The 22,960-nt window shown below is 26.8% G+C and carries 19 protein-coding genes and 1 pseudogene; 15 read left to right on the forward strand and 5 right to left on the reverse strand.

Annotation, left to right across the window (positions count from 1 at the left end; translation table 11 throughout):
* The first annotated feature begins 82 nt into the window (after window positions 1-82).
* The 7 genes from EJL03_RS15915 (at window position 83) to EJL03_RS02265 (ending at window position 8,106) form a co-directional block, all read left to right on the forward strand.
* Complete coding sequence (locus EJL03_RS15915; protein WP_164508975.1) at window positions 83-250, forward strand: hypothetical protein; 168 nt, start codon at window positions 83-85, stop codon at window positions 248-250.
* A 149-nt stretch (window positions 251-399) separates the two neighbouring features.
* Window positions 400-1,503, forward strand: coding sequence for an ABC transporter ATP-binding protein (locus tag EJL03_RS02240; RefSeq protein WP_125152336.1), 1,104 nt, complete (start codon window positions 400-402; stop codon window positions 1,501-1,503).
* 313 nt (window positions 1,504-1,816) lie between these two features.
* Window positions 1,817-2,827 (forward strand): LacI family DNA-binding transcriptional regulator, encoded by a 1,011-nt coding sequence (locus EJL03_RS02245; protein ID WP_125152337.1) that lies wholly within the window; start codon window positions 1,817-1,819, stop codon window positions 2,825-2,827.
* A 76-nt stretch (window positions 2,828-2,903) separates the two neighbouring features.
* Window positions 2,904-4,232, forward strand: coding sequence for an ABC transporter substrate-binding protein (locus EJL03_RS02250; protein ID WP_243108604.1), 1,329 nt, complete (start codon window positions 2,904-2,906; stop codon window positions 4,230-4,232).
* A 54-nt stretch (window positions 4,233-4,286) separates the two neighbouring features.
* Entirely contained in the window at window positions 4,287-5,156 is an 870-nt protein-coding gene (locus EJL03_RS02255; protein ID WP_125152338.1) for a carbohydrate ABC transporter permease, read from the forward strand.
* The gene (locus tag EJL03_RS02260) at window positions 5,156-5,974 is read left to right on the forward strand and encodes a carbohydrate ABC transporter permease (RefSeq protein ID WP_125152339.1); all 819 of its coding nucleotides are present in this window, start codon (window positions 5,156-5,158) and stop codon (window positions 5,972-5,974) included. The genes EJL03_RS02255 and EJL03_RS02260 overlap by 1 nt, the downstream gene beginning before the upstream one ends.
* A gap of 14 nt (window positions 5,975-5,988) precedes the next feature.
* A complete protein-coding gene (locus EJL03_RS02265; protein ID WP_125152340.1) occupies window positions 5,989-8,106 on the forward strand; it encodes a glycoside hydrolase family 31 protein in 2,118 nt (705 codons plus the stop codon).
* 114 nt (window positions 8,107-8,220) lie between these two features.
* Here EJL03_RS02265 and EJL03_RS02270 read toward each other — a convergent pair whose 3' ends face one another.
* Both EJL03_RS02270 and EJL03_RS16765 read right to left on the reverse strand, forming a co-directional pair.
* Window positions 8,221-8,427 (reverse strand): DUF1648 domain-containing protein, encoded by a 207-nt coding sequence (locus tag EJL03_RS02270; RefSeq protein WP_125152341.1) that lies wholly within the window; start codon window positions 8,425-8,427, stop codon window positions 8,221-8,223.
* A 1,715-nt stretch (window positions 8,428-10,142) separates the two neighbouring features.
* Window positions 10,143-10,457, reverse strand: coding sequence for a signal peptidase II (locus EJL03_RS16765; protein ID WP_125152342.1), 315 nt, complete (start codon window positions 10,455-10,457; stop codon window positions 10,143-10,145).
* 510 nt (window positions 10,458-10,967) lie between these two features.
* Here EJL03_RS16765 and EJL03_RS02280 point away from each other — a divergent pair.
* Together EJL03_RS02280 and EJL03_RS02285 are read left to right on the forward strand one after the other, a co-directional pair.
* Window positions 10,968-11,381: a hypothetical protein gene (locus tag EJL03_RS02280; protein WP_125152343.1), complete on the forward strand. Its 414-nt coding sequence runs from the start codon at window positions 10,968-10,970 to the stop codon at window positions 11,379-11,381.
* Window positions 11,374-11,628: a hypothetical protein gene (locus tag EJL03_RS02285; RefSeq protein WP_125152344.1), complete on the forward strand. Its 255-nt coding sequence runs from the start codon at window positions 11,374-11,376 to the stop codon at window positions 11,626-11,628. The genes EJL03_RS02280 and EJL03_RS02285 overlap by 8 nt, the downstream gene beginning before the upstream one ends.
* Before the next feature lie 257 nt (window positions 11,629-11,885).
* On the opposite strand, the pseudogene EJL03_RS16560 reads toward EJL03_RS02285, so the two are convergent.
* The 3 genes and pseudogenes from EJL03_RS16560 to EJL03_RS02300 all read right to left on the reverse strand — a co-directional run.
* Window positions 11,886-12,881, reverse strand: a pseudogene (locus EJL03_RS16560) (FAD-dependent oxidoreductase); the annotation flags it as partial.
* Entirely contained in the window at window positions 12,878-13,864 is a 987-nt protein-coding gene (locus EJL03_RS02295; RefSeq protein WP_125152345.1) for a sulfide/dihydroorotate dehydrogenase-like FAD/NAD-binding protein, read from the reverse strand. The pseudogene EJL03_RS16560 and the gene EJL03_RS02295, both read right to left, overlap by 4 nt.
* Before the next feature lie 319 nt (window positions 13,865-14,183).
* Window positions 14,184-14,597 carry a hypothetical protein gene (locus EJL03_RS02300; RefSeq protein ID WP_125152346.1) on the reverse strand — a complete coding sequence of 138 codons (414 nt, stop codon included), beginning with the start codon at window positions 14,595-14,597 and terminating at the stop codon, window positions 14,184-14,186.
* A gap of 600 nt (window positions 14,598-15,197) precedes the next feature.
* Between EJL03_RS02300 and EJL03_RS02305 the strand changes: the two genes are divergently transcribed.
* From EJL03_RS02305 to EJL03_RS02330, 6 genes are all read left to right on the forward strand, one after another.
* Window positions 15,198-16,499: a hypothetical protein gene (locus EJL03_RS02305; RefSeq protein WP_125152347.1), complete on the forward strand. Its 1,302-nt coding sequence runs from the start codon at window positions 15,198-15,200 to the stop codon at window positions 16,497-16,499.
* Window positions 16,500-16,993: 494 nt separating this feature from the next.
* A complete protein-coding gene (locus EJL03_RS02310; RefSeq protein WP_125152348.1) occupies window positions 16,994-18,829 on the forward strand; it encodes a glycosyl hydrolase family 18 protein in 1,836 nt (611 codons plus the stop codon).
* A gap of 446 nt (window positions 18,830-19,275) precedes the next feature.
* Window positions 19,276-19,833 carry a sugar O-acetyltransferase gene (locus EJL03_RS02315; RefSeq protein ID WP_279222051.1) on the forward strand — a complete coding sequence of 186 codons (558 nt, stop codon included), beginning with the start codon at window positions 19,276-19,278 and terminating at the stop codon, window positions 19,831-19,833.
* Window positions 19,834-19,973: 140 nt separating this feature from the next.
* On the forward strand, window positions 19,974-20,243 hold the full coding sequence (locus EJL03_RS02320) for a hypothetical protein (protein ID WP_125152349.1): 270 nt from the start codon (window positions 19,974-19,976) through the stop codon (window positions 20,241-20,243).
* Between the two features lie 128 nt (window positions 20,244-20,371).
* Complete coding sequence (locus EJL03_RS02325; RefSeq protein ID WP_125152350.1) at window positions 20,372-20,680, forward strand: hypothetical protein; 309 nt, start codon at window positions 20,372-20,374, stop codon at window positions 20,678-20,680.
* Between the two features lie 490 nt (window positions 20,681-21,170).
* On the forward strand, window positions 21,171-22,910 hold the full coding sequence (locus EJL03_RS02330; protein ID WP_125152351.1) for a M4 family metallopeptidase: 1,740 nt from the start codon (window positions 21,171-21,173) through the stop codon (window positions 22,908-22,910).
* Window positions 22,911-22,960 lie beyond the last annotated feature (50 nt).

The raw sequence follows: 22,960 nt of genomic DNA on the forward strand, positions 1-22,960 counted from the left end.
AATTTAAAATAAATTTGGAACGGTTTAATATATAAATCATATATTGTATAATGGGAAATAATTTTAAAAAGGGGATTAAAATTTGGCTAGAAAATCATCTGAGGTAAAGGAAGTTATAGTACATTATCCAGAAGGAGAAAATAAAGAAGAATTTAATAAAAAAGCTTCAGAGGCAGTAATAAAAATTTTATGTGACAAATATCCAAAAGAGGTCATAGAAGAAGTATTAGATAAATTATCAAAACTATAAATTAGAAATGCAATAGATGTAAAGTGATAAACTTCAGATTTTTTCAAAGTTAATATTAAAATTTGAATATAAATTGGGAATAACAATTATAGATTAATTAAGTAAATTGAGTTAAAATTTAACTATGGAAATAAAAAGGGGGTAATAAAATGTCTAGTTTGTCTTTAAGGCATATTTACAAAATATATCCTGGGGAAGTGAAGGCAGTTAAGGATTTTAATTTAGAAATTGAGGACAAGGAATTTGTAGTTTTTGTTGGACCATCCGGTTGCGGAAAATCTACTACTTTGAGGATGATATCTGGTTTAGAGGAAATCTCTAAAGGAGAATTGTATATTGATGATAAATTAGTAAATGATGTAGAGCCAAAGGATAGAGATATTGCTATGGTATTTCAAAACTATGCTCTATATCCTCATATGACAGTTTATGAAAATATGGCATTTGCTTTAAAACTAAGAAAAGTTTCTAAGGGAAAAATTGAAAACAAAGTAAAAGAGGTAGCAAAAATATTAGATTTAGAAGAACTTTTAAAAAGAAAACCAAAGGCTTTATCAGGAGGTCAACGTCAAAGAGTCGCATTAGGAAGGGCAATTGTTAGAGAACCAAAAGTATTCTTGATGGATGAGCCATTGTCTAATTTAGATGCAAAACTTAGAGTTCAGATGAGAGCGGAAATAGCTAAGCTTCATGATAGGCTTAAGACTACATTTATATATGTAACTCATGACCAGACTGAAGCTATGACTATGGGGACAAAAATAGTTGTGATGAAAGATGGAGTTATTAATCAAATAGCATCACCAAGAGAAATATATGAGAATCCATTAAATATGTTTGTAGCTGGATTTATTGGAAGTCCTCAAATGAATTTTATAGAGGGAGAAATAGTCGAAAGCAATGGAAACACAGACTTTGATTTTAAATATGGGAATATTACTATTTTAAATAAAAAATTTGATATATTGAAGAAAAAGGAATATGTAGGGAAAAAAATGATTCTAGGTATAAGACCAGAAAACTTAAAGATATGGGACGAGAAAAAGGGAGAGAAATATGATATAAAGGGTGTTGTGGATGTTACAGAACTTATGGGGGCCGAGAGTTATATATATATTAAAGTGGGTGAATTAAGTTTTACAGCTAGAGTAAATGGAAATACTCCATTTCAAAAGGGAGATGAAATAAAATTTTCTTTTGATGATAATAGAGTTTATTTTTTTGATAAAGAAACTAAGAATAGAATAATATAAAAAATATGATGACAACTTCACATATTAAAAAAATATTTTAGTTTATCTAGTAGTTACTACTTTAGTTAAAAATAATCTATATATTATAAATTATTTTTAATTTGGAAGAATTAATGTATATTTATAAATTTTTGTATTAAACTAGAATATTCTAAATATTAAAACAAATATGTTGTTTAATATTTAAGTAGGGTGTAATATATAGTATATAGGAAACATATTGTATTAATAGAAATATGTTAAAAATATATTTGGAAACGGTACCGGGTAGTTTTTGTAAAAGATAAATGTATTTTGTAACAGGAGGGGTTTTGTGGATATAAAGGATATAGCTAGAATATCTAAGGTTAGTGTAAGTACGGTATCAAGGGTTATTAATAATCATCCAGACGTAAAAGATGAGACAAGAAAAAAAATATTAAATGTTATAAAAGAAAATAACTATATACCCAATAATAGTGCTAGAATATTGAAAAAAAATAATAGTAAATGTATAGGAGTATTAGTAAAGGGTGTGTACAATCCTTTTTTTTCAGAAATGGTTAAAGTTATTAGTGACAAAATAAAGGAAGCAAACTATACTATGATACTTCAACACTATGATCAAAATACTACAGAAGACTTAAATGCTTTAATAACTTTTATAAAGGAAAAAAAGTTACAAGGAGTTATATGTTTAGGTGGAGACTTTACTTGTATAAGTGATGAAAGTTTTAAAAAATTAGATGTTTCAGTTGTGCTAACATCCGTTACAAATTTTTCTAAAACTGCATGCAATAGTTTCTCATCTATAGGTATTAATAATGAAAATTCTGCTTATGAGGCTACAAAATATCTTATTAAAAATGGCCACAGAAAAATTTTATTAATAATTGGAACTTATGATGATTTTGGTGTTGGAAAACTAAGGTTAAAAGGCTATAGACAGGCTTTATTTGATTGTGGGATATGTTTTGATAAAGAGCTTGTAACCATAGGAAAATATAGTTTTCATGATGCCTATATTACTACAAAGAAAATATTAAAGAGACGAGATGATATTACAGCAATATTTTGCATTTCAGATATTATGGCGATAGGTTCGGCTAAAGCGGTGATAGATAGTGGATATAAAATAGGGGTAGATATTTCAATTATGGGGTTTGATGGTATGGATATTGTTAGATATTATAATCCACCTATAACCACAATATATCAACCTAAAACTAAAATGGCCATTAGGAGTGTAGAGTTATTATTAGGATTAATGAATAAAGAAGAAAATAACCAACATATTATTCTAGATACTAAGTTAGTGGAGGGACAGTCATGTAAATTAATTTAGTGTAATTTTAAATATTTATTGGTATCGGTTCTAAAACTAAGTTTTATATTAAAAGTAAAAGGAAGGTGTAATTAAAGTGAAAAAAAGAAGACTTTTAGTTTTAACTATGGGGCTAACCAGTGTATTAACGTTTACCATGCTAGGATGTGGAAAATCAGCGGAAACTAGTAGTACTGGAAAAGAGGATAAAACAGAGGTTAATATATTTCAGTTTAAAGTGGAAGTAGCAGAAGAATTTAAAAAAGCTGCAAAGGAATATGAAAAAGAAAATACAAATATAAAAATAAATGTAGAAACTGTTGGTGGAGGAGATAATTATGGTGCAGCTTTAAAGGCTAAATTTCAGTCTGGTAAAGAACCAACAGTGTTTAATGTAGGGGGACCACAGGATGTAAAAGATTGGAAGAAAAAGTTGGATGATTTATCTAAAGAGCCCTGGGTAAGTAAGGCTTTACCAGGAATGTTAGATGGTGTAACTATGGATAAAAAAATATATGGACTTCCCTACAATACTGAAGGGTATGGATTAATATATAATAAGGATATTTTTAAAGCGGCAGGAATAGATGGAAGTAAAATAAATAGTTATGCAAAATTAGAGGATGCTGTTAAAAAGCTTGATTTAAAAATAAAATCAGGAGAACTAAAAAAAAGTTTCCCTAAGTTAGAATCAGTTTTTGAATTTCCAGCTAAAGAAAAATGGGTAACAGGGCTCCATAGCTCAAATGCTGTATTAGGGCAAGAGTTTAAAAATTCAATAGAAGCGTATAATACAAAAAAACTGTTATTTAAATATGAAGATGGGTATAAAAAACTTATAGATCTTCAAAGTAATCACTCATCAAATGGTAACTTTAGAGAAAAATTAAATGCAGTAGATTATGCAACACAAGTTGAGCAAGGTTTGGCTATTGAAAGGGTGGCTATTATTCAACAGGGTAATTGGGTTTATGGTCAAGTTAAAGGAGTAGATGAAGAGGTTGCAGAAAAGTTAGATATAATTCCAATACCAGTACAAGGTGGAAAAGAGGATTGTATACCTGTTGGAGTACCAATGTATTGGGTTATAAATAAAGATCAACCAGATCAGGCTAAAAAAGCAGCTAAGGATTTTTTAAATTGGCTATATACTTCAGATAGAGGAAAAGATTATGTTGTAAATAAATTTTTCTTCATACCAGCTTTAAAGGGGTATGAGAATATAAAGCCTAATGATCCATTAGGGAAATCAATTCTTGCATATATAGAAAAAGGAAAAACAACTCCTTGGGTATTCATGGGATATCCAACTGCTTGGGGAGAGGATACTTTAGGTGTTAATATTCAAAAATATTTATCAGGGAAAATGTCTTGGGATGAAGTAATAAGGGAGTCTAAAGCGCAATGGGAGAAGAGTAGAAAATAATTTTTAAAGGGTGGGGGAAGATCCCTCACCTTCTCCATTTAAGGAGGGACAAATATGAATAAAAATAACAAAAAGTGGTTTGCTGTATTTGTATTACCAGTGTTATTTGTATTTATAGTAGTAGTTTTAATACCTATTATTATGGGAGTACTATATTCATTTACTTCATGGAATGGTATAGAAGAAAAATCACAGTTTATAGGGTTGGCTAATTACGTTGAGATTATAAAAAATGATAAATTTTTTTTTGATGCATTTATGTTTACCGCTATGTTTGCTATAGTTTCGGTTATTACAATAAATGTAATAGGTTTTTTACTGGCAATTCTTGTAACGAAGGGATTGAAAATTTCTAATTTTTTAAGGGGAATATTTTTTTTACCTAATCTTATTGGAGGACTAATTTTAGGGTTTATATGGCAGTTTATATTTACTAAAGGATTTGACTTTATAGGAGCAAATTTAAAAATAGATTTTTTAAGAGGATGGCTTTCAGATACAGTGACTGGTTTTTGGGGATTAGTTATACTTATGTCTTGGCAAATGGCAGGATATATGATGATAATTTATATATCTGCGTTGCAGAATATACCAGAAGATGTAATTGAAGCAGCGAAAATAGATGGAGCTAGTGGAGGGCAGATATTAAGAAAAATAATAATACCTTTAGTTTCTCCAGCTTTTACAGTAGGAATATTTTTAACCTTATCTAATTCATTTAAACTTTATGATCAAAATCTCTCCCTCACAGCTGGGGGACCATTTAATTCAACACAAATGTTAGCTATGAATATATATGATACCGCTTTTAAATTTAATAATTTTGGATTAGCTCAAGCTAAGGCAATAATATTTTTAATTATAGTAGCATCTATTACACTTACACAAATGTATTTTAATAAGAGAAGGGAGGTAGAGATGTAATGAAGCGGAGTAAAAAAATTTGTATACTATTAATTTCTATAATACTTGCTTTAATATTTATATCTCCTTTTTATATTGTACTTGTAAATTCTTTTAAAACACAAAAGGGTATATTTTCTGATGTTATAAGTCTTCCTAAAGATAGTTTTACACTAGAAAACTACAAGGAGGCCTTTGAAGAATTAAATTTTATAAAATCTTTTACTAATTCCATATTAATAACTGTGGTTTCAGTTGTAGTAATAATATTTTTTTCCTCTATGGCTGCTTGGATGCTTGTTAGAACGAAAAGTAAGATAAGTACATTTATCTTTTTAATGTTTTCCGCCTCGATGCTAGTACCTTTCCAAGCTGTAATGCTTCCACTAGTTAGGATAATGGGAAAAGCGGGTCTTTTAAATCCTGGAGGATTAATTTTTATGTACTTAGGATTTGGTACATCATTATCTGTAATTTTATATCATGGGTTTATAAAAAGCATACCAAAGGAGATAGAAGAAGCAGCAGTAATAGATGGATGTAATAAATTTCAGATATTTTATCTTATAGTATTTCCAATATTAAAACCAATAACAGTTACAGTTGCAATATTAAACTCTATGTGGATTTGGAATGATTTTTTATTACCACAGTTAGTAATAAATAGACCCGAATGGCAGACTATCCCTTTAAAAATGTTTTATTTCTTTGGGCAGTATTCAAAAAGATGGGACTTAGCTTTAGCAGGGTTGGTAATATCTATAATACCAATTGTAATATTCTATTTAATCATGCAAAAGCATATCATTCAGGGAATTATGAATGGATCAGTTAAGTAGGAGGGGTAAAATTTATGAGTATAAATAGATTCAGTTTTGGTTCTGTTCCCCATACAGAAGTGGTTACATTAAATATTAAAAAGAGCGACAATAATTTAATACCTTATTTTAAAATAAATAATAGTAATGAATTAATATACAATCTTTATAAAGATCAAGTAATATATGGACTTGGAGAAAATGTAAGGGGTATAAATAAAAAAGGATGGATTTACGAAAGTTTTTGCAGTGATGAGTTTGATCACACAGAAGATAAAAGATCTATATATTCCGCACATAATTTTATAATTATACATGGGAAAGAGACTTTTGGTGTGTTTATTGATTGCCCAGGAAGAGTGATTTTTGATTTAGGGTATACTAAATGTGATGAAATATCTATAAAGGTACCAGAAAATGATTATGATTTATACATTATAAAAGGTCAGAGTCTAAATTTAATATCTAAAGAGTTTAGAAAACTTGTAGGAAGTAGCTATATCCCCCCTAAATGGGCTTTTGGGTATCAACAAAGTAGATGGGGATATAAAAGTAAAGATGATATTTTAGATATAGTAAAGAATTTTAAGAAAAATAATATACCTCTAGATGGAATTTGTCTAGACATAGATTACATGGAAAGCTTTAAAGATTTTACTATAAACAAAGATACTTTTGGTGGTTTTAAAGACTTTGTAGAGAGTTTAAAGAAAGAAGGAATAAGATTAATACCTATTATTGATGCAGGAGTGAAGATAGAAGATGGCTATGATGTATATGAAGAAGGTGTGGAGAAAGGGTATTTTTGTGTAGATAAAAATAATAAACCTTTTGTAGCAGCAGTGTGGCCGGGTAAAGTCCACTTCCCAGATTTTTTAAATGAAGAAACTAGAAAATGGTTTGGAAAGAAATATAAAATGCTAATTAATAATGGGATAGAAGGTTTTTGGAATGACATGAATGAACCGGCAATTTTTTATTCAGAAGAATCTTTAAGAGAAGCTTTAGATAAGGCTGAAAAATCAAAAGGAAAAAACTTAGATGTGTATAGTTTTTTTAATCTTAAAGATAGTTTTTTACAGATTAGTAATAATATAAAAGACTATAAAAGATTTTATCATAATTTAGATGGAAAACTTATAAGACATGATAAAGTTCATAATATCTATGGTTATAATATGACTAAGGCTGCAGCTAAGGCTTTTAATGTAATAAAGCCCAGTAAAAGATTTTTATTATTTTCAAGAGCCTCTTGTATAGGTATGCACAGATATTCTGGAATATGGACAGGAGATAATAAATCATGGTGGCAACATTTAGAAATGAATATAAAGATGATGCCAAATTTAAATATTTGTGGTTTTCTATATTCAGGTGCAGATACCGGTGGATTTGGAAGTGATACCACATCGGATTTATTAATTAGATGGAATCAGTTTAGTATGTTTACTCCACTTTTTAGGAATCATTCTTCAAAAGGTACGAGACAACAAGAACCTTATAAATTTGATGAAGATACTATAGATACTTTAAAAAATGTTATAGAAAATAGATATGCGTTCATACCATATATTTACAGTGAATATATGAAAGCAGCAAAAAATGATGATTGTTATTTTAAAGCTATTACTTTTGAATATGAAAATGAAGACTTAATAGAGGATCAATTGTTGGTAGGTGATTCCTTAATGATTGCTCCAATATATAAACAAAATGTTAAAGGAAGATATGTTTATTTGCCGGAAGATATGTTATTTTGGAATATGGAATCATACAAAAACAAGAAGTTACAAATATTAAATAAAGGACATCATTATATAAATGTACCATTAAAATCCACTCCTATATTTATAAGAAAAAATAAAGCTTTAATATTAGGAGAACATAATAGCTGTGTAGATAAATTAAAAAATCAGAGCTTAGATGTTATAGCTTTTATGGATAAGGAAGCTAGTTATATTTATTATGATGATGATGGAATTACAAAAGAATATAAGCATAAGGATTATGAATTAAAAATATATATAAAAAAGGTTGAAGATGATTATAAAATTGATATTTTACAAACATCAGACAGTTCTATTAAAAAAATAAACTTTAACATAATAGATATTAATAGTAATAAAATAACAAAGCAAGTGTTTCTTAAATAATTAACTTAATTATTTATTATTAGAAATTGAAACCTGCATTTTTATACTAAATAAAAATGTAGGTTTATTAATATTATAGTTAGATTAATAATTAATATATTATGAGAAAAAATATTAATTATTATTTTTTATTTTAACGATTTTATATATTAAAAAGGGCAATATACCTAAAGCGAAAGCATATTTTTTATGAATAAACCCATCTGCAATTCCAGAGGATGTAAAGTGAATGGGAACTTTATCTGGTAAAAAAGGTGTAAGGAAAATCATTATAGCTATAGGTACTATCAATATTAAAATGTATTTTTGAGTAGTATTCATATTTATAGTTCCTTTCTCAAGTGTCTAGTACTAAGAGATATAAAATACATTGTAATGATAATTTATTGATAATACTATATATTATAACATATTTTAGTATTTAAACAATTTAGTTGAAATTATTTAAATGTTTCTAAGATCAATAGTATTTTTAATATAACACCATTAAAGATTTAAATACTTAATAGGGGTTAATTTTTATAATATATTTAGAATAGCACTCTTAAGTTCTCTATTTATTTTATTTGAGTCCCATAGTATTAATTCGTGCAATTTATATTGTTTACTTGGATAGGCTATTATTTTATAGCCAACCACGTAACCGATACGTTGAGGAATATTATAATTCCATTGATTTTTAGTACAGAAGTATTTAGCTAAATAGAAATCCTCAGTAACGGAATTGTCCGACCATGATAATAAAATTTAGTTTTATATTATCTATGATAAACAGTTCACTGCACTTTTTACAAATTATATATTTTTCTTTTTTTATAAGTTTACTTAGGATTTTTATATTATTATACTGAGTAGTATATTTTTTAAAAGAATTTTCAAAATATTTATCGATATTATTATTTTCTTCCACTGATTTGTATATATAATTTAAATGAATAAAAATATCCTTATTTGGCTATACATATAGTTTTTCCAACAGTGATTTTTGTTGTTGAAAGTTTATTTTACTAGATTTATCCTAGAAATTACAAAAATCATTTGAAAGATCTTTTATTTTTATATCCATGTTTTTATCCTTCTTTAAATTATAAAAACTAATTATTACTTTACTAAATGTATATATTAAAGGCTATTTTTATAAGATTATTTATAAAATGAATTTTAAAAAATAAAGATATATTTTAATTTAGAATTTTTTATAGGATATTTTTATTTTATAAATTCAATAAATATAATATTAATTATATACAATAAACTCCATAAAGTATTGTTACTATAATTATAGTAATTGCCCATATTAGGGTATTAATAAGTCCTAAAATTATAAAGTTTTTTATATTTAGTAATAAGGTTAATAAAAATACTACAATTCCTGATGATATAGAAAATAGTAGATTTTTAACAAAGAGATTTCTAGATTTTTTTTAAGTTCAATCACAAACTTTTTTAAAAAAATACTTAATGATATCATATTATTAAGGTTACCATCCAAATAAATCTTACTGGTTGTGGGAAGTCTGCACCAAGAAGGGAAATTATTAACCAACAAAAAAACAATTTCGTTAATATAAATGATTTTTTTAACTTAAAAGAGTTCATCTTGTTAATTTCTTTCATATATTTATCATAAAAATATATATTTAATATAAATGGTATGTATTTTTTATAATATAATATTTCAAATGCATGATTATAATAGTTTTTTTAAATTGTTGATAATAAAGTAAAGTCATAATAGAGTTATACTAAAATTTGTATATTAAATAACTATACCGTAAAATTCACTTATATGAAAACTACGGTATAAAATAATTATTATTTTTTTATTTGGAAAGTATATATTTAGTAAAATCTTTTAAAGTGTAATTATGAATTTGTGATAAAATTTTATTTTTTAATATTAAAGATAAAATTAGGAGACTTAAAAAAATATTAATATATAAATCTTTTAAATCAAAAGTAAAAAAGCCTTTTACCAGAATATAATCCAAACTACCATCCCAAAAAATCTTATTAATTAAAGAGCAAAAAGCACCTTAGAATATAAAAACATACATTATATTAATAATTTTGTTAGTTCCAAATTTATTATTTACATATCCATACAAAAGATATATCAAAATAATTAAAACCGTTACTACTAAAATATGTATATATTTACTAATTTCTAATTGTAGCATAGAATTAAACCATGAATAGTCCCTATTATACATGGGCTCAAAGTATAAAAAATGAGATATTATATGGAAGCGTTTATAAAAAAAATTGTTGTTAATGACTATTTTAATAAACTGGTCTAATGCTATTAAAGAAATTATTGCAACATATGTGATTTCATTTTTAATTTTCATGAACCCTTTGCAACTCCTAATGTATTTATCAAAACATGTTCTAGTTAACTTGAGAGGTTTGTATAGTTCAAAATATTACTAATAAGCAAATTATACCATAACAATTACATGTTAACTAGAAATTAATTTATAAAATAGTAATACTTTGGCACTAAATTTAAATAGTAATGTTCATGTTTTGTTTTTGAACAAAGTGCAAATTAATAAAGTAACTGATAGGAAAATACTAATTTTTTTAGACAATCATCTGTATTAATTAATTCTTCTGGGGCTCAGTGGACAGTAGATTTAGTTGCAGAGTATTATAGTATTTGAGAGAGGGCTAAGGTTGTATATGAGTAATTATATTGCAAAATCAATGCTAGAGAAGTAGATGTGTTTAATATTATTTATAATAAAACTTAGAATTTGTCATCAAAATTAATTAAATTTTCTAACAATTGACAGGAATATCATGATAAATGTAGAAGTTATTAATGGAATACGGTTTCAAGTGTGGGGGTGTTAGTAGTGGTCTACTGTAATAAGTGTAAAGAGGGATTTGAAGTTTCGTCTAAAACACAATTTTATAAAGGATACCCAGAAGGAATAGAAGAAACGTATTTCAAGTGCCCTAATTGTGGTGAAAGATATTCTTTGTATTTTACAGATATTAATATTAGACATAAACAAGAAAGAATAAAGAGATTGTATAGAGAAGCAATGGTTTCTACAGATATTAATTATATAAGTAGGATAATAAGTAAAATAGAATGCATAAAAAAAGGAATTAATTTGGATTATGATAATTTAGTAAATAAATATTGTAAAAAGCAAATAGAGTATGTTTTTATATCTAAGGAAGATAATAGTTCAATGGAGTTGAAGCTAGAAAAAGGTTTGTTTCAAATTAATAAACATAAAGGGAGTGAACAACATGCCTGAAAGTATCGAAGTTAAACCTACACCTATACAAAGGAACCCTCATGATGTAGCAATAGAACTATTAAATATATATTTAAAAAATAATTTGTACAAAGATAAATTTTCAAATGTAGATGATTTAAGAAAGTTGTATTTAGAGTTTTATTCAACAGTGAAAATGGCAGATTCAATACACTTTGAATATTTAAAAGAATATTTACCAGAGGAATTAAAGAAAGTTGTAGGGGAATTTGAAGAGATTACTTAATAAACGGATTTTTATTTATATTAGAATATTTTTGCTTGATATGAAAATAATAAAAAATAATCTTGTTTAAAACACCATATTTTTTATTTTAGAATTCTATGGTGTTTATATGTTTTTTCTAAATGAAAGTATATTTAAGTAGTAGAAACATTTTCATGACCTAATATATGTTAAAGAATTATAATTTGTATATTACCGCATTAATACATATGAGTAATAGATTTTAATTATAATTATTGTAGTTTGCTGTAACGATCATCAGTATGCCCTACGAAAAGACCGGACTTTTCACCGGCACAAAATAGGTTATCAAGACCTTTTACTTTCATATCATCGTTTCTCGGAGCAACTGAAAGATATCTGATGGAGTTTGTTTTCCCTCCTGCATATGGATCTATGAATCTTGCATTCTCTAAGCCATGAATTTTTCTAAGTTTATCTAAGGGGTAAAATGGGGTCATAAGTTTTATATGACCTGTATCTAATAAAACTATATTTTCTGCAAATTCCCTTAAAGCATATTGTTGACATACCTTTAGTTTTAATTTATCAATATTTATATCTTCAGGGGGAACTTTTAAAACTACAGAACCCTTTTCTTCTATTTCTTTTAATAGCCCTTTGTCAAGACTTTCTTTACATAATTTACAAGAACCACTAAATGCACCATACACATCATCCTCTCGTTCACCTTGTAAATCTTCAACTCCTGCTCTTGCACTTATACTTACTCTAGGTCCAAAGGCAGGACATCTTAAGATGCACATGGAACATCCATTTCCATATCTTAAACAATTACCCATAGGTCCTGTGGAACCTGTGGTTTCAATAAAAACATCCCCTTTTATATAAGTCTCATCCGATAGATATATGCCAATAATTTCATTATTTTGTTTTTCTACGTCAACTACTCTTGTCATAAAATGCAATTCAATACCCATACTTTGCAGATGGTTTCTGACACTGGGTTCAACTAAATTCACATCATAAAGCCATGCATGTTCATGTCCAGGAAAATTTATGTTTTTGTGTCTAGTATGGGAATCTGTTATTTTTATTAGATCTCCAGCACCTAGATTTATTAGTTCTTCTGCTGCAGTGTATCTTCCATTATTTCGCATTATGCCTCCCACATTTCCTAATCCGATAAGCATATCAGTCTTTTCATAAAGTATAACTTGTGCACCAGCTTTTTTAGCAGTAATTGCAGCTGCACAACCTGCCCAACCACCACCAATAATTATAACCTTCATAGTAATTTTCGTCCCTCCAAAATATTTCTAGGATCAATTTGTAACTTACATGATCTTTCTATATTAAAGTATTTATTTTTTACGCTACAACTTCCACAAACTCCTTCACCACAACACATTTTTGCATTGTTACAACAAGAAAAATCTATAGATTCCCCAATTAGATTTAATACATTGTAGTTTATAATATCTGCGGCGGAGGAATGCACTAAATTTACATTTTTATTTTTTATAATAGAGAGTAAAATATTTTTAAATTCTGCTGGAATTTCACCTTTATCATTTATAACACTTGTAGTTATTAATTCGCAATTGCAACTATCAATAATTTTTTTTATAAATGTATTTTCATAAGGACTTTTATCTAGTATTATATATATTTTATTTCCATTACCATAAAGTTTTTTAATCACAGGAACTATAGGTGCTTGACCTATTCCTCTTGCAACTACTATAGAAGAAGCATCTTTACTTTTATAAATATTTTTCAGCCCAAAAATTCCATTCCAGAATGGACCTTTTACAAGTATTTTATCTCCTTCATTAATTAAATTTAAATTTTTCGTTTTTATTCCTTTTATTTCTAAAGCTAAAACTATTCTATTTTCTTCTACATCTACTTCCATAATAGAAATGGGAGTGGCGAAAAAATGCTGGCTATCTGGATGTCTCAAAAAAACAAAACTACCAGGAGAGGTTAGCTCTTTCGCAAGTTTATGAGGTACAGATATAGTAAATAAGGCTAATTCATTATATATAAATTCTTTTTTTAATAATATACATTCTATTTCCTTTCTACCCTCTTTAGCTTTTTTACCGTTCCATACAAACTCTTGATATATGCAGACTCCTTTCCAGTTTATACAATCACAAAATTTTTTCTCTCTTAACTGAGAACAAAGTATACATTCACCACTTTCAGCTAAATGGCAAGGACAATACTCTGTTCCTGCATCAATGCAGTCTCTAACCTCATAGTTCATATATAATCCCCCCGTTAATTACTAAACCTATACTAACAATTTATTTATATAGTTGATTTTTGTTACTAAGAAATTTTTCTAGTGGGTATTAAAAAAAAGACAGTGTCAGTGATATGATATAATGGGATATTACAAAGTAAATAAAAAATTTTGTAATTAATCCACTGTAAATTTGAATAAAGGAGTGATTTAGGAAATACATTTTGTATCTAGTAATTTAATAGAACAGTTTTTAAAATTATATTATATTTATTTTTAGTGTGATTTATAGTGTAAATATTTTGATTGTATACTTATCAGTTAATAAAAAACTCATAATCTATCTGTATCCTGACCAATTTGTAGTAGCACCAGCATGCCAACTAACAGTAACTATGTCTGGGCCAAAATAAGTCCAATCATCATATGCTTTTGCACTTATATTTGAAGCTAGTTCATTATCTATATATAATTTGTTAGAAGCATTATCAGATACTATAGTATGATTTTCTGCACCACTGATTTCTATAACATTTTCACCATCTTTTATAGAATGAGTGAATGTATAATTTTTTTCGTAAATAGCTAATTTTTCAATTAAGTAGACTCCATTATTTTCATCCGGATTCATATATTTGATTGATTCTACATTGCTTAAAGTATGTGCAGAAACCGGATTTACGTTTGTCATTAAAAACATTGTGAAAAGTAAAATAAATGAGCATATTTTTTTTAGTTTAGAATTCTTATTCATAGTAACGCCCTCCACCTCGCTTTTTCACCTTTTTTTGTATTATAGATAAATTATACAAAAAAATGGAATCGTTAACAAGTAGATAGTCTGTAAATTAAAGTTTAACTAGGTACTTTAAATAACACTTTTTAATAATTATTTTATAGCTTTAGGGCCCTGATATGGTTATATTAAGAAATGGAGTAAGAAAACAAACTAAAAATAAAAACTTTTTTTGTTTATTATTACACATTTATAAGAATAGCTAGTAATAGTAAAAGAAATAAATTGTAATTAAAATTATTTAAGCCTAATTTTAGAGAGTTGTATCCTATGAAATTTTTCTATTATGTATTAAAAAAAAGACAATGTCAGTGATATACTATAATGGGATATTACAAAATAAATAAAAAATTTTGTAATTAATCCATTGTAAATTTGAATAAAGGAGTGATTTTGGGAAAATATTTTTGCATATAGTAATTTAATAAAACAGTTTTTTATAATTATATTTATTTTTAGTGTAATTTGAAGTGTGAATATTTGGATTATATATTAAGAATTCAAAATATCGTAAGTAGAAAATAAAAACACAGTGACTTTAGAAAGGATTAATTTTATATGGAAAAATGTATTTTAAATAATGAAAAATATTATAAGGGTGTAATAATTTTAGGGATGCTTTTATCAGTATTATGGGTATTTTTAGTGGATACAAAGCCGTTCTCTGATTTTAATTACTATTACAAATTAGCAGGAAATATTGCAAATGGTAAGTCCTGGGGTAGTACATATACTTCTGTAGGATATTGTATTATTTTAGGGGCAATATTTAAAATTTTTGGGATAAGTTTATTAAATGCTAAAATATTTAATTTGTTTTTAACGTTAGGAAATTATATATTGTTTTATAATATTTTAAAGAGAGTTAACTTAAAAGAAAGAGATAGAAAAATAATTTTTACATTATTTGTACTAATTCCTTCTAATATATTTTATAATAGCATTTTAGCTACGGAACCATTGTTTACTAATATACTTATATATATTACATTTGTATATTTTAGTGATATGAAATGTAAGTATGTATATTTAGGGATACTAGTAGGATTGAATACTATGATAAAACCTTATTTTATAATTTATTTCTTTGTTATATTTTTATTGGAATTATTAATTAATAAAAACATTTTAAATTCTATAAAAAATTCTCTTCTGATTCTACTGATCTGTGCTATTACTATATCCCCTTTTATATACAGAAATACTAAATTAATGGGTCAATTTACTTATGTGTCTAATAATGGGGGCATAGTATTATATATAAATAACAATTCCCAAAACAAAACAGGCAGATGGATGGCAGCTAAAGATGTAGAAAATTCAATTGTAAAAACAGAAGAATATAAATTAGCTAACCAAACAGTAAAAAATAAGATGCTAAATAAGGCTGCAAAAGAATGGATAAAATCTCATCCTATTCAGTTTATTAAATTAGGATTTAAAAGGTTATTTAATGTATATTTTTTAGCGGATGATGTTTTTTATGGTTTTTATGGAACACAAGTAAGTGATAATAATAAAATTAATGTATTTATAAGAGTAACTATAATTAAAAATATAATTTTTATACCAGCTATAATCTTTATTTTAATTTATAGTATAGTTGTTTTAAAGCATATATGGAGAGGAGAAACTCATCTTTTAAATAAATATACATTATACAATGTAATATTATTTTATATGTTTACCTCTGTGTATTTTATAACGGAAGGACAGGGAAGGTATTCTTTCCCACAAATTTTTACAATGATATATTGTTTTTGTGGTTTCATAAATTTTGTTGTTAAGAAAAAAAGTACAAAAGAATATTTTATTAGAGATGGAGTACCTTTTTTGAAAAGTGAAAAAATCAAAAGATAGTTTAGGATATTCTCCGCAGTAATGTGGACTTTATATTGAACCGACACTTTGGTAATTTATTGATTATATGTCTGCAATTAAAGTAATAAAAAAGTAATTAGTGAAGTTTACAATTTTAAAATAGAATAAATCTTATTGTGTAAAAGTGTGTATATAAATTACACACTTTTTTGTTGGAAACGCTTGGTTTTACACATAAATTAATGGCATGAAATTTGCTTTTAAATATTAATAAGGTTTTATATGGTTGGCTATTTAAAGTAAGTTTAAGTATATAGATTCTTTAGGCACTTTGTTTTAAAATTTTATCCTGAAAACTAGAATGCTCATTAGTATGCCAATATTTTATATTATGTTAAATTTATGATTTGTTCATTGTTTTCTTTGGTATACAAACTTATTATTATGTATGACTAATTCAGTTTACTATATTAAAGGAGAACAATGTACATAAAACTTTACAAAATGTAAAGATAAATTAGGAGGATGAGAAAATGAAGAAGACGCATTTAACGAAGTTGGTAGCAGGTTTCATTGCTGCTACATTTTCCCTATCTCTTTTAACAACAACAGTAAAGGCAAGAGCTACTGAGGATAAGGGCAATTTAAATCATGTAAAAAAGACTGTTAATAAGGATTTACAAAGAAAGCTAATTGGATATTTTCCGGAGTGGGCCTATAATAATGAAGCACAAGGTTTTTTTAATGTTACCGATTTACAGTGGGACTCATTAACCCATATTCAATATTCTTTTGCTATGGTAGATGAAAATACAAATAAAATTACATTGGGAGATGAAAATGCGGCATTAAGAGAAGAATTTAAGAATTATGATTTATCATATAAAGGGAAAAAAATAGAATTGGATTCTACTCTTCCATATAAAGGACATTTTAATTTGCTTCAAACTATGAAAAAGCAATTCCCTAATGTTAATTTACTTATATCAGTAGGTGGATGGGCAGGGAGCAGAGGATTTTATACTATGCTTGATACAGATGCAGGAATTAATACATTTGCAGATTCTTGTATTGATTTTATAAAAAAATATAATTTTGATGGTGTTGATATTGATTTTGAATACCCATCTTCAACAAGCCAATCGGGTAATCCAGCTGATTTCGATTTATCTGAACCGAGAAGAGCTAAGCTAAATGAAAGATATAATTTACTTATGAAAACGTTAAGAGAAAAAATAGATATAGCCTCCGATAAGGATAATAAAGACTATGTATTATCAGCAGCAGTAACCGCATCTCCTTGGGTACTTGGTGGTGTAAAGGATAACACATATGCTAAGTATCTAGATTTTTTAAGTGTTATGTCTTATGACTATCATGGGGGATGGAATGAATACGTGGAAAATTTAGCAGGTATTTATCCTGATCCAGCAGATAGAGAAACAATTAATCAAATTATGCCTACACTTTGTATGGATTGGGCCTATAGATACTACAGAGGAGTATTACCTGCTGAAAAAATTTTAATGGGGATACCATATTATACTAGAGGATGGGAAAATGTACAAGGAGGAAAAAATGGTCTTCATGGATCAAGTAAGACTCCTGCCACTGGTAAATATAATATTTGGGGAGATGACTTAGACAATGATGGAATATTAGATCCAGCAGGAGCTAATCCTCTATGGCATGTATTAAATCTTATGGAAAAAGATCCAAATTTGAAAGTGCATTGGGACGATGTAGAGAAAGTACCATATGTTTGGCAAGATACAGAGAAGGTTTTTTTATCATTTGAAAATGAAAAATCTATTGATGAGAGGTTAACATATATTAAAAATAAAAACTTAGGTGGAGCTCTAATTTGGGTTATGAACGGTGATTATGGATTAAATCCTAATTATAAAGAAGGGTCAGACAGTGTTAATGAAGGGAAGTATACTTTTGGAGATACTTTAACTAAGAAATTGAGTAATGGTTTACGCAATATGGGAGAATGTAGTGTAACTCCAGAGGATAATAATATGAATTTAAAACCAATTAATGTTTCAGTAGATTTATCTGGAACCTACGATCATCCAAATTATACTTACGATATAAAAATTACTAATTTTACAGGGAAAGAGATTAAAGGTGGCTGGGAAGTTTCGTTTGATCTTCCTAAATCAGCATTATATAAATCTTCTTGGGGAGGAGCATATACATTAAAAGATAATGGTGACTTTACAACGGTAACAATAAAGTCTAGTGGGTGGCAAAGTATCAGTGCTAATGGAACTGAGCATATACAGGGAATGATAGGGCTGTGTTTTTCAGGTGTTAGAAACATTACCTTTAATGGTATGAATCCAGTGAGAGATAAAAAATAACTAAACAAAAATACTTAAGGGGAGTTTTAACTTCCCTTAAGTATTTTAATAATAAATATATTATTAAATGTTTTAAACTATAAAGTTGAATAAAAATTTACTTTAGGAATATAATAAAAACTATAAGATGATAAAATAGAAATAAGGCCATAAAGGCCTTAGGATAATACTGAAATTATATATACTATTATTAAAAATATTATTATATAAAGAAATACTATGTTTTTTTGGAGGAATGATACTGTATAAGATAAAATATATGGCAAAATAATCAAAAGGGCACTGGATAAAGTAGTAGTAAACCTTTGAAGATTACGCCTTTTCATACGTTATCGCCTCCTTATATTTTATCTTTAAATTACCCATAATTTCAAAAATTATACTTGTTTTTTTGCATAGGACAAGCATTTTTATAAAATTTACAAAAAATTAAGGAGGTAAAAGATTTGACAGAAAAAGAAAAGATGATTTGTGGGGAGTATTATAGTGCAAATAATCAAGAACTTATACATGCCAGAAACAGGGCTAGAAGGCTTATAAAAAAATTTAATAATACTTTGCCTGAGGAAGAAGAAGTAAGAAACAAAATTATTAAAGAGTTATTTAAAAGCACAGGGGAAAAGTTTTATATAGAACCTCCTTTTAGATGTGACTATGGTATGAATATTAAATGGGGGGAAAATTCTTATGCGAATTTTGATTGTGTAATATTAGATTGTGCCACTGTGAACATAGGGAACAATGTATTAATAGCACCTAATGTAAAAATTTTTACTGCCACCCATCCAATAGATCCAAATTTAAGAAAGAAAGGATTAGAATATGCTGAATCTATAACCATAGGTAATAATGTATGGATAGGAGGTGGTAGTATTATAAATCCAGGAGTTTCAATTGGTGAAAATAGTATAATTGGATCTGGGAGTATAGTAACTAAGGATATACCTTCTAATGTGATTGCTGTAGGAAATCCATGTAAAGTGATAAAAACACTAACAAAATAGTATTTATGTATTATAACTAAGAATTAGGTATTAATCTTATAAAAATTTTTGGATACCCTTTAAATAGGATATTGATAAAGATATATGAAGTTTGAGGAGATGATAATTATTTGGTAGTATTAACCTAAGGAGGGATTACAATGAATATATTAGATATACTTAATAAGTTCAATATGAATGATTGCAGTGGAACTAAAATGAAGGTGCATTTTTTAATAGGTGGGTTTGAAGTTAAAGAGCTACAAGATATGGCAATAAATAGTGCTAAAGCATTGCTTGGAGATCAGGAATTTGTTTGTAATGAAAAAGGGTTTAGTACATATCTTGCAGTACATGAAATACCCAATGTAATAAATACACTTGTAAAAGATATGATAGCTGTATATGGAGTTATTCCAGAAGTAGAATAAAAATTTTAAAGTAAGAAAGAGCTTTTTAATAGCTCTTTTTTATTTTAAAATTATTTGTTAATTAAAGTAATAACTTCAACATATATATTATTAAGTATATATTAGATTTATTTAGTAGGGGTGATTTTATGGTGTTTGAGGATTTTCTTACAATAGATTATGTTGCTACATTTATGGGAACAGTAGTTGTTACTATGCTCACGGTACAATTTTTAAAGGAATTACCGGGCATAAAGAAAATACCAACTAAATACTTTACATTTATCATAGCTTTTTTTAATATTCTTATTTGTAGTATTGTTAAAAAAAATCTTTCTTTAAGTGGGTTATATTTAATTTCTATAAACTCTATGATGGTAACATTCACTGCTACGGGAGGGTATGATTTTACTATAAAAACGATAAAGTTCGATAAAGAGAAAAATGTAGATAATTAATTTCAAAGGTTAGTGGTACTAACCTTTTTTAGTATCTAAATATTATCATTTTTCAACCTTATTTTTATTAAAATTATGCTATTCTTTAATTCGTGTTTAATATTTAATTGGACTATCATATTTAGCAGTAAATATAAATTCTGCTTTTCTTGTGTTATATATATAAATACATTTTTCCCCCTTTATTTCTGATTTAACTCTAAAATTAAATTTATTGTCTAGAGATTAAAAAATATGTTTTATTTATTTAGGAAAGAATTAAAATTTATTTCAAATGTAATTCACATTTTTTTTTTACTCACATATAATAAATTTGATTTGAAAAATGAAGGAATATTTACAATTTTAAAGAATGATTAACAATCATTAACTTAATGTTAACAAATGTTAATAAATGTTAATATTATGAAATTGTTCTTTATTTTATGAGTTGATATAATAAATATTGTAAATTCCAATTAACCATAAATTTATTAGGGGGTAACAATTTATGAAAAGTAAAAAATTATTAGCTACAGTCTTAAGTGCTGTAATCACATTATCAACGGTCTCCGTAGTTTCTGCTGCACCTATAGGTAAAGAAAGTAGAAAAGAACCAAAAACTACAACAATATATTGGGAAAAGAGTAAACAAAACACTAAAAGAGCTACTACAGGTATAACACAAAAAAAATTTAAAAATTCTGATGAAATAAGAAAATTTTTTGAGAAAAATATTTCAAAATTTGGTGTAAAAAAAGGATCTCTTAAAAACACCAAAGCTGTAAAAGATGATAAAGGTAATACTCATTATCATATGCTCCATGAAATAGAGGGTATACCTGTTTATTATGGAAGAATCGTTTTCACAACTGGAAAAGACTCATCTATGAATTCTATAAATGGTAGAATAGATACAGCTTTTGAAAATGGAAATTGGAAAAATAAAGTCAAATTATCAAAGGATATTGCTATAGAAAAAGCTAAAGACAGTGTAAAATATGATAATTTATCTAAATCAAATGCAGATTTATATTTGTACAATTTTGAAGGTGAACCATATGTAGTTTATTTAGTAAATTTGGTTACTAATGATGGTGATTGGAATATTTTTGTTGACTCTGAAAATGGTTCTATAGTAAATAAATTCAATAACACCCCTACTCTAATTAATAATAAAGATGAAAAATTACCCAATGCTGAAGAAATTAAAAAAGGTTCTGAAAAATATACTAATATAAATAGTGTGACTAATGTTAATGGAGAAAAAACTAAAGGAAAAGGGAAAACTAGTTTAAATGGTATAGTAGATATTGATTTAACTTATAAAGATGGAAAATATTATTTGAAAGATAGCACTAAAAATATTTATTGTTATGATATAAATAATAGCTGGGCATGTTTGTATAATTTTTCTAAATCTTATATACTAAGACGTTCAAATCTTGTAGAAAATAATAATTCTAATTTCACAGATGACAGTTTAGTTACAGCTGTAGATGCCTATGTAAACCTATCTAAAACTTATGATTATTATAAAGAAAAGTTTAATCGTGATAGTATTGATAATAATGGTATGAACGTTGAAGGATTTATTCATGCAGGAGAAAAATATAATAATGCTTTTTGGAGAGATGACCTTGGAGCTATGTTTTTTGGTGATGGTGATGGCAAATTATTTTCATCTCTTTCAAAATCCTTAGATGTAGTAGGTCATGAAGTAAGTCATGGTATAACTAGTAAAGAATCCAAACTAAAATATGAAAATGAATCTGGTGCTTTAAATGAAGCATTTTCTGATATTATAGGAGTGGCTATTGATGGTAAAAACTTTGAAATAGGAGAAGAATGCTATACTCCCAATATTCCTGGAGATACAATGAGAGATATGAAGGATCCATCTAGAGGAAATCAACCAGCTCATATGAAAGATTTTAAATATCTTCCTAATGATAAAGATAACGATTGGGGTGGAGTTCATACAAATTCAGGTATTATAAATCATGCTGCTTATCTAATTGCAGATGGGATAGAAAAATCTGGTGAGTCAAATGGCAAAGATATAATGGCAAAATTATTTTATAGAGCTAATTGTTATAAATGGGATGAAACAACAAATTTTGCTAAATGCAGAAATGATGTAGTTCAAATTACAAAAGAACTTTATGGTGATAATAGTAAAGAGTTAAAAATTGTTGAAGATGCATTTGATAAAGTTGGAATAACTGCAACACCTCAGTTACCATTATAATAACAACCCTATAAAATCTATAAAAATATTTATATAAAAAAGTAAATTTA

It is taken from the genome of Clostridium rectalis, assembly GCF_900626095.1.
Classification (GTDB): Bacteria; Bacillota; Clostridia; order Clostridiales; family Clostridiaceae; genus Clostridium_AS; species Clostridium_AS rectalis.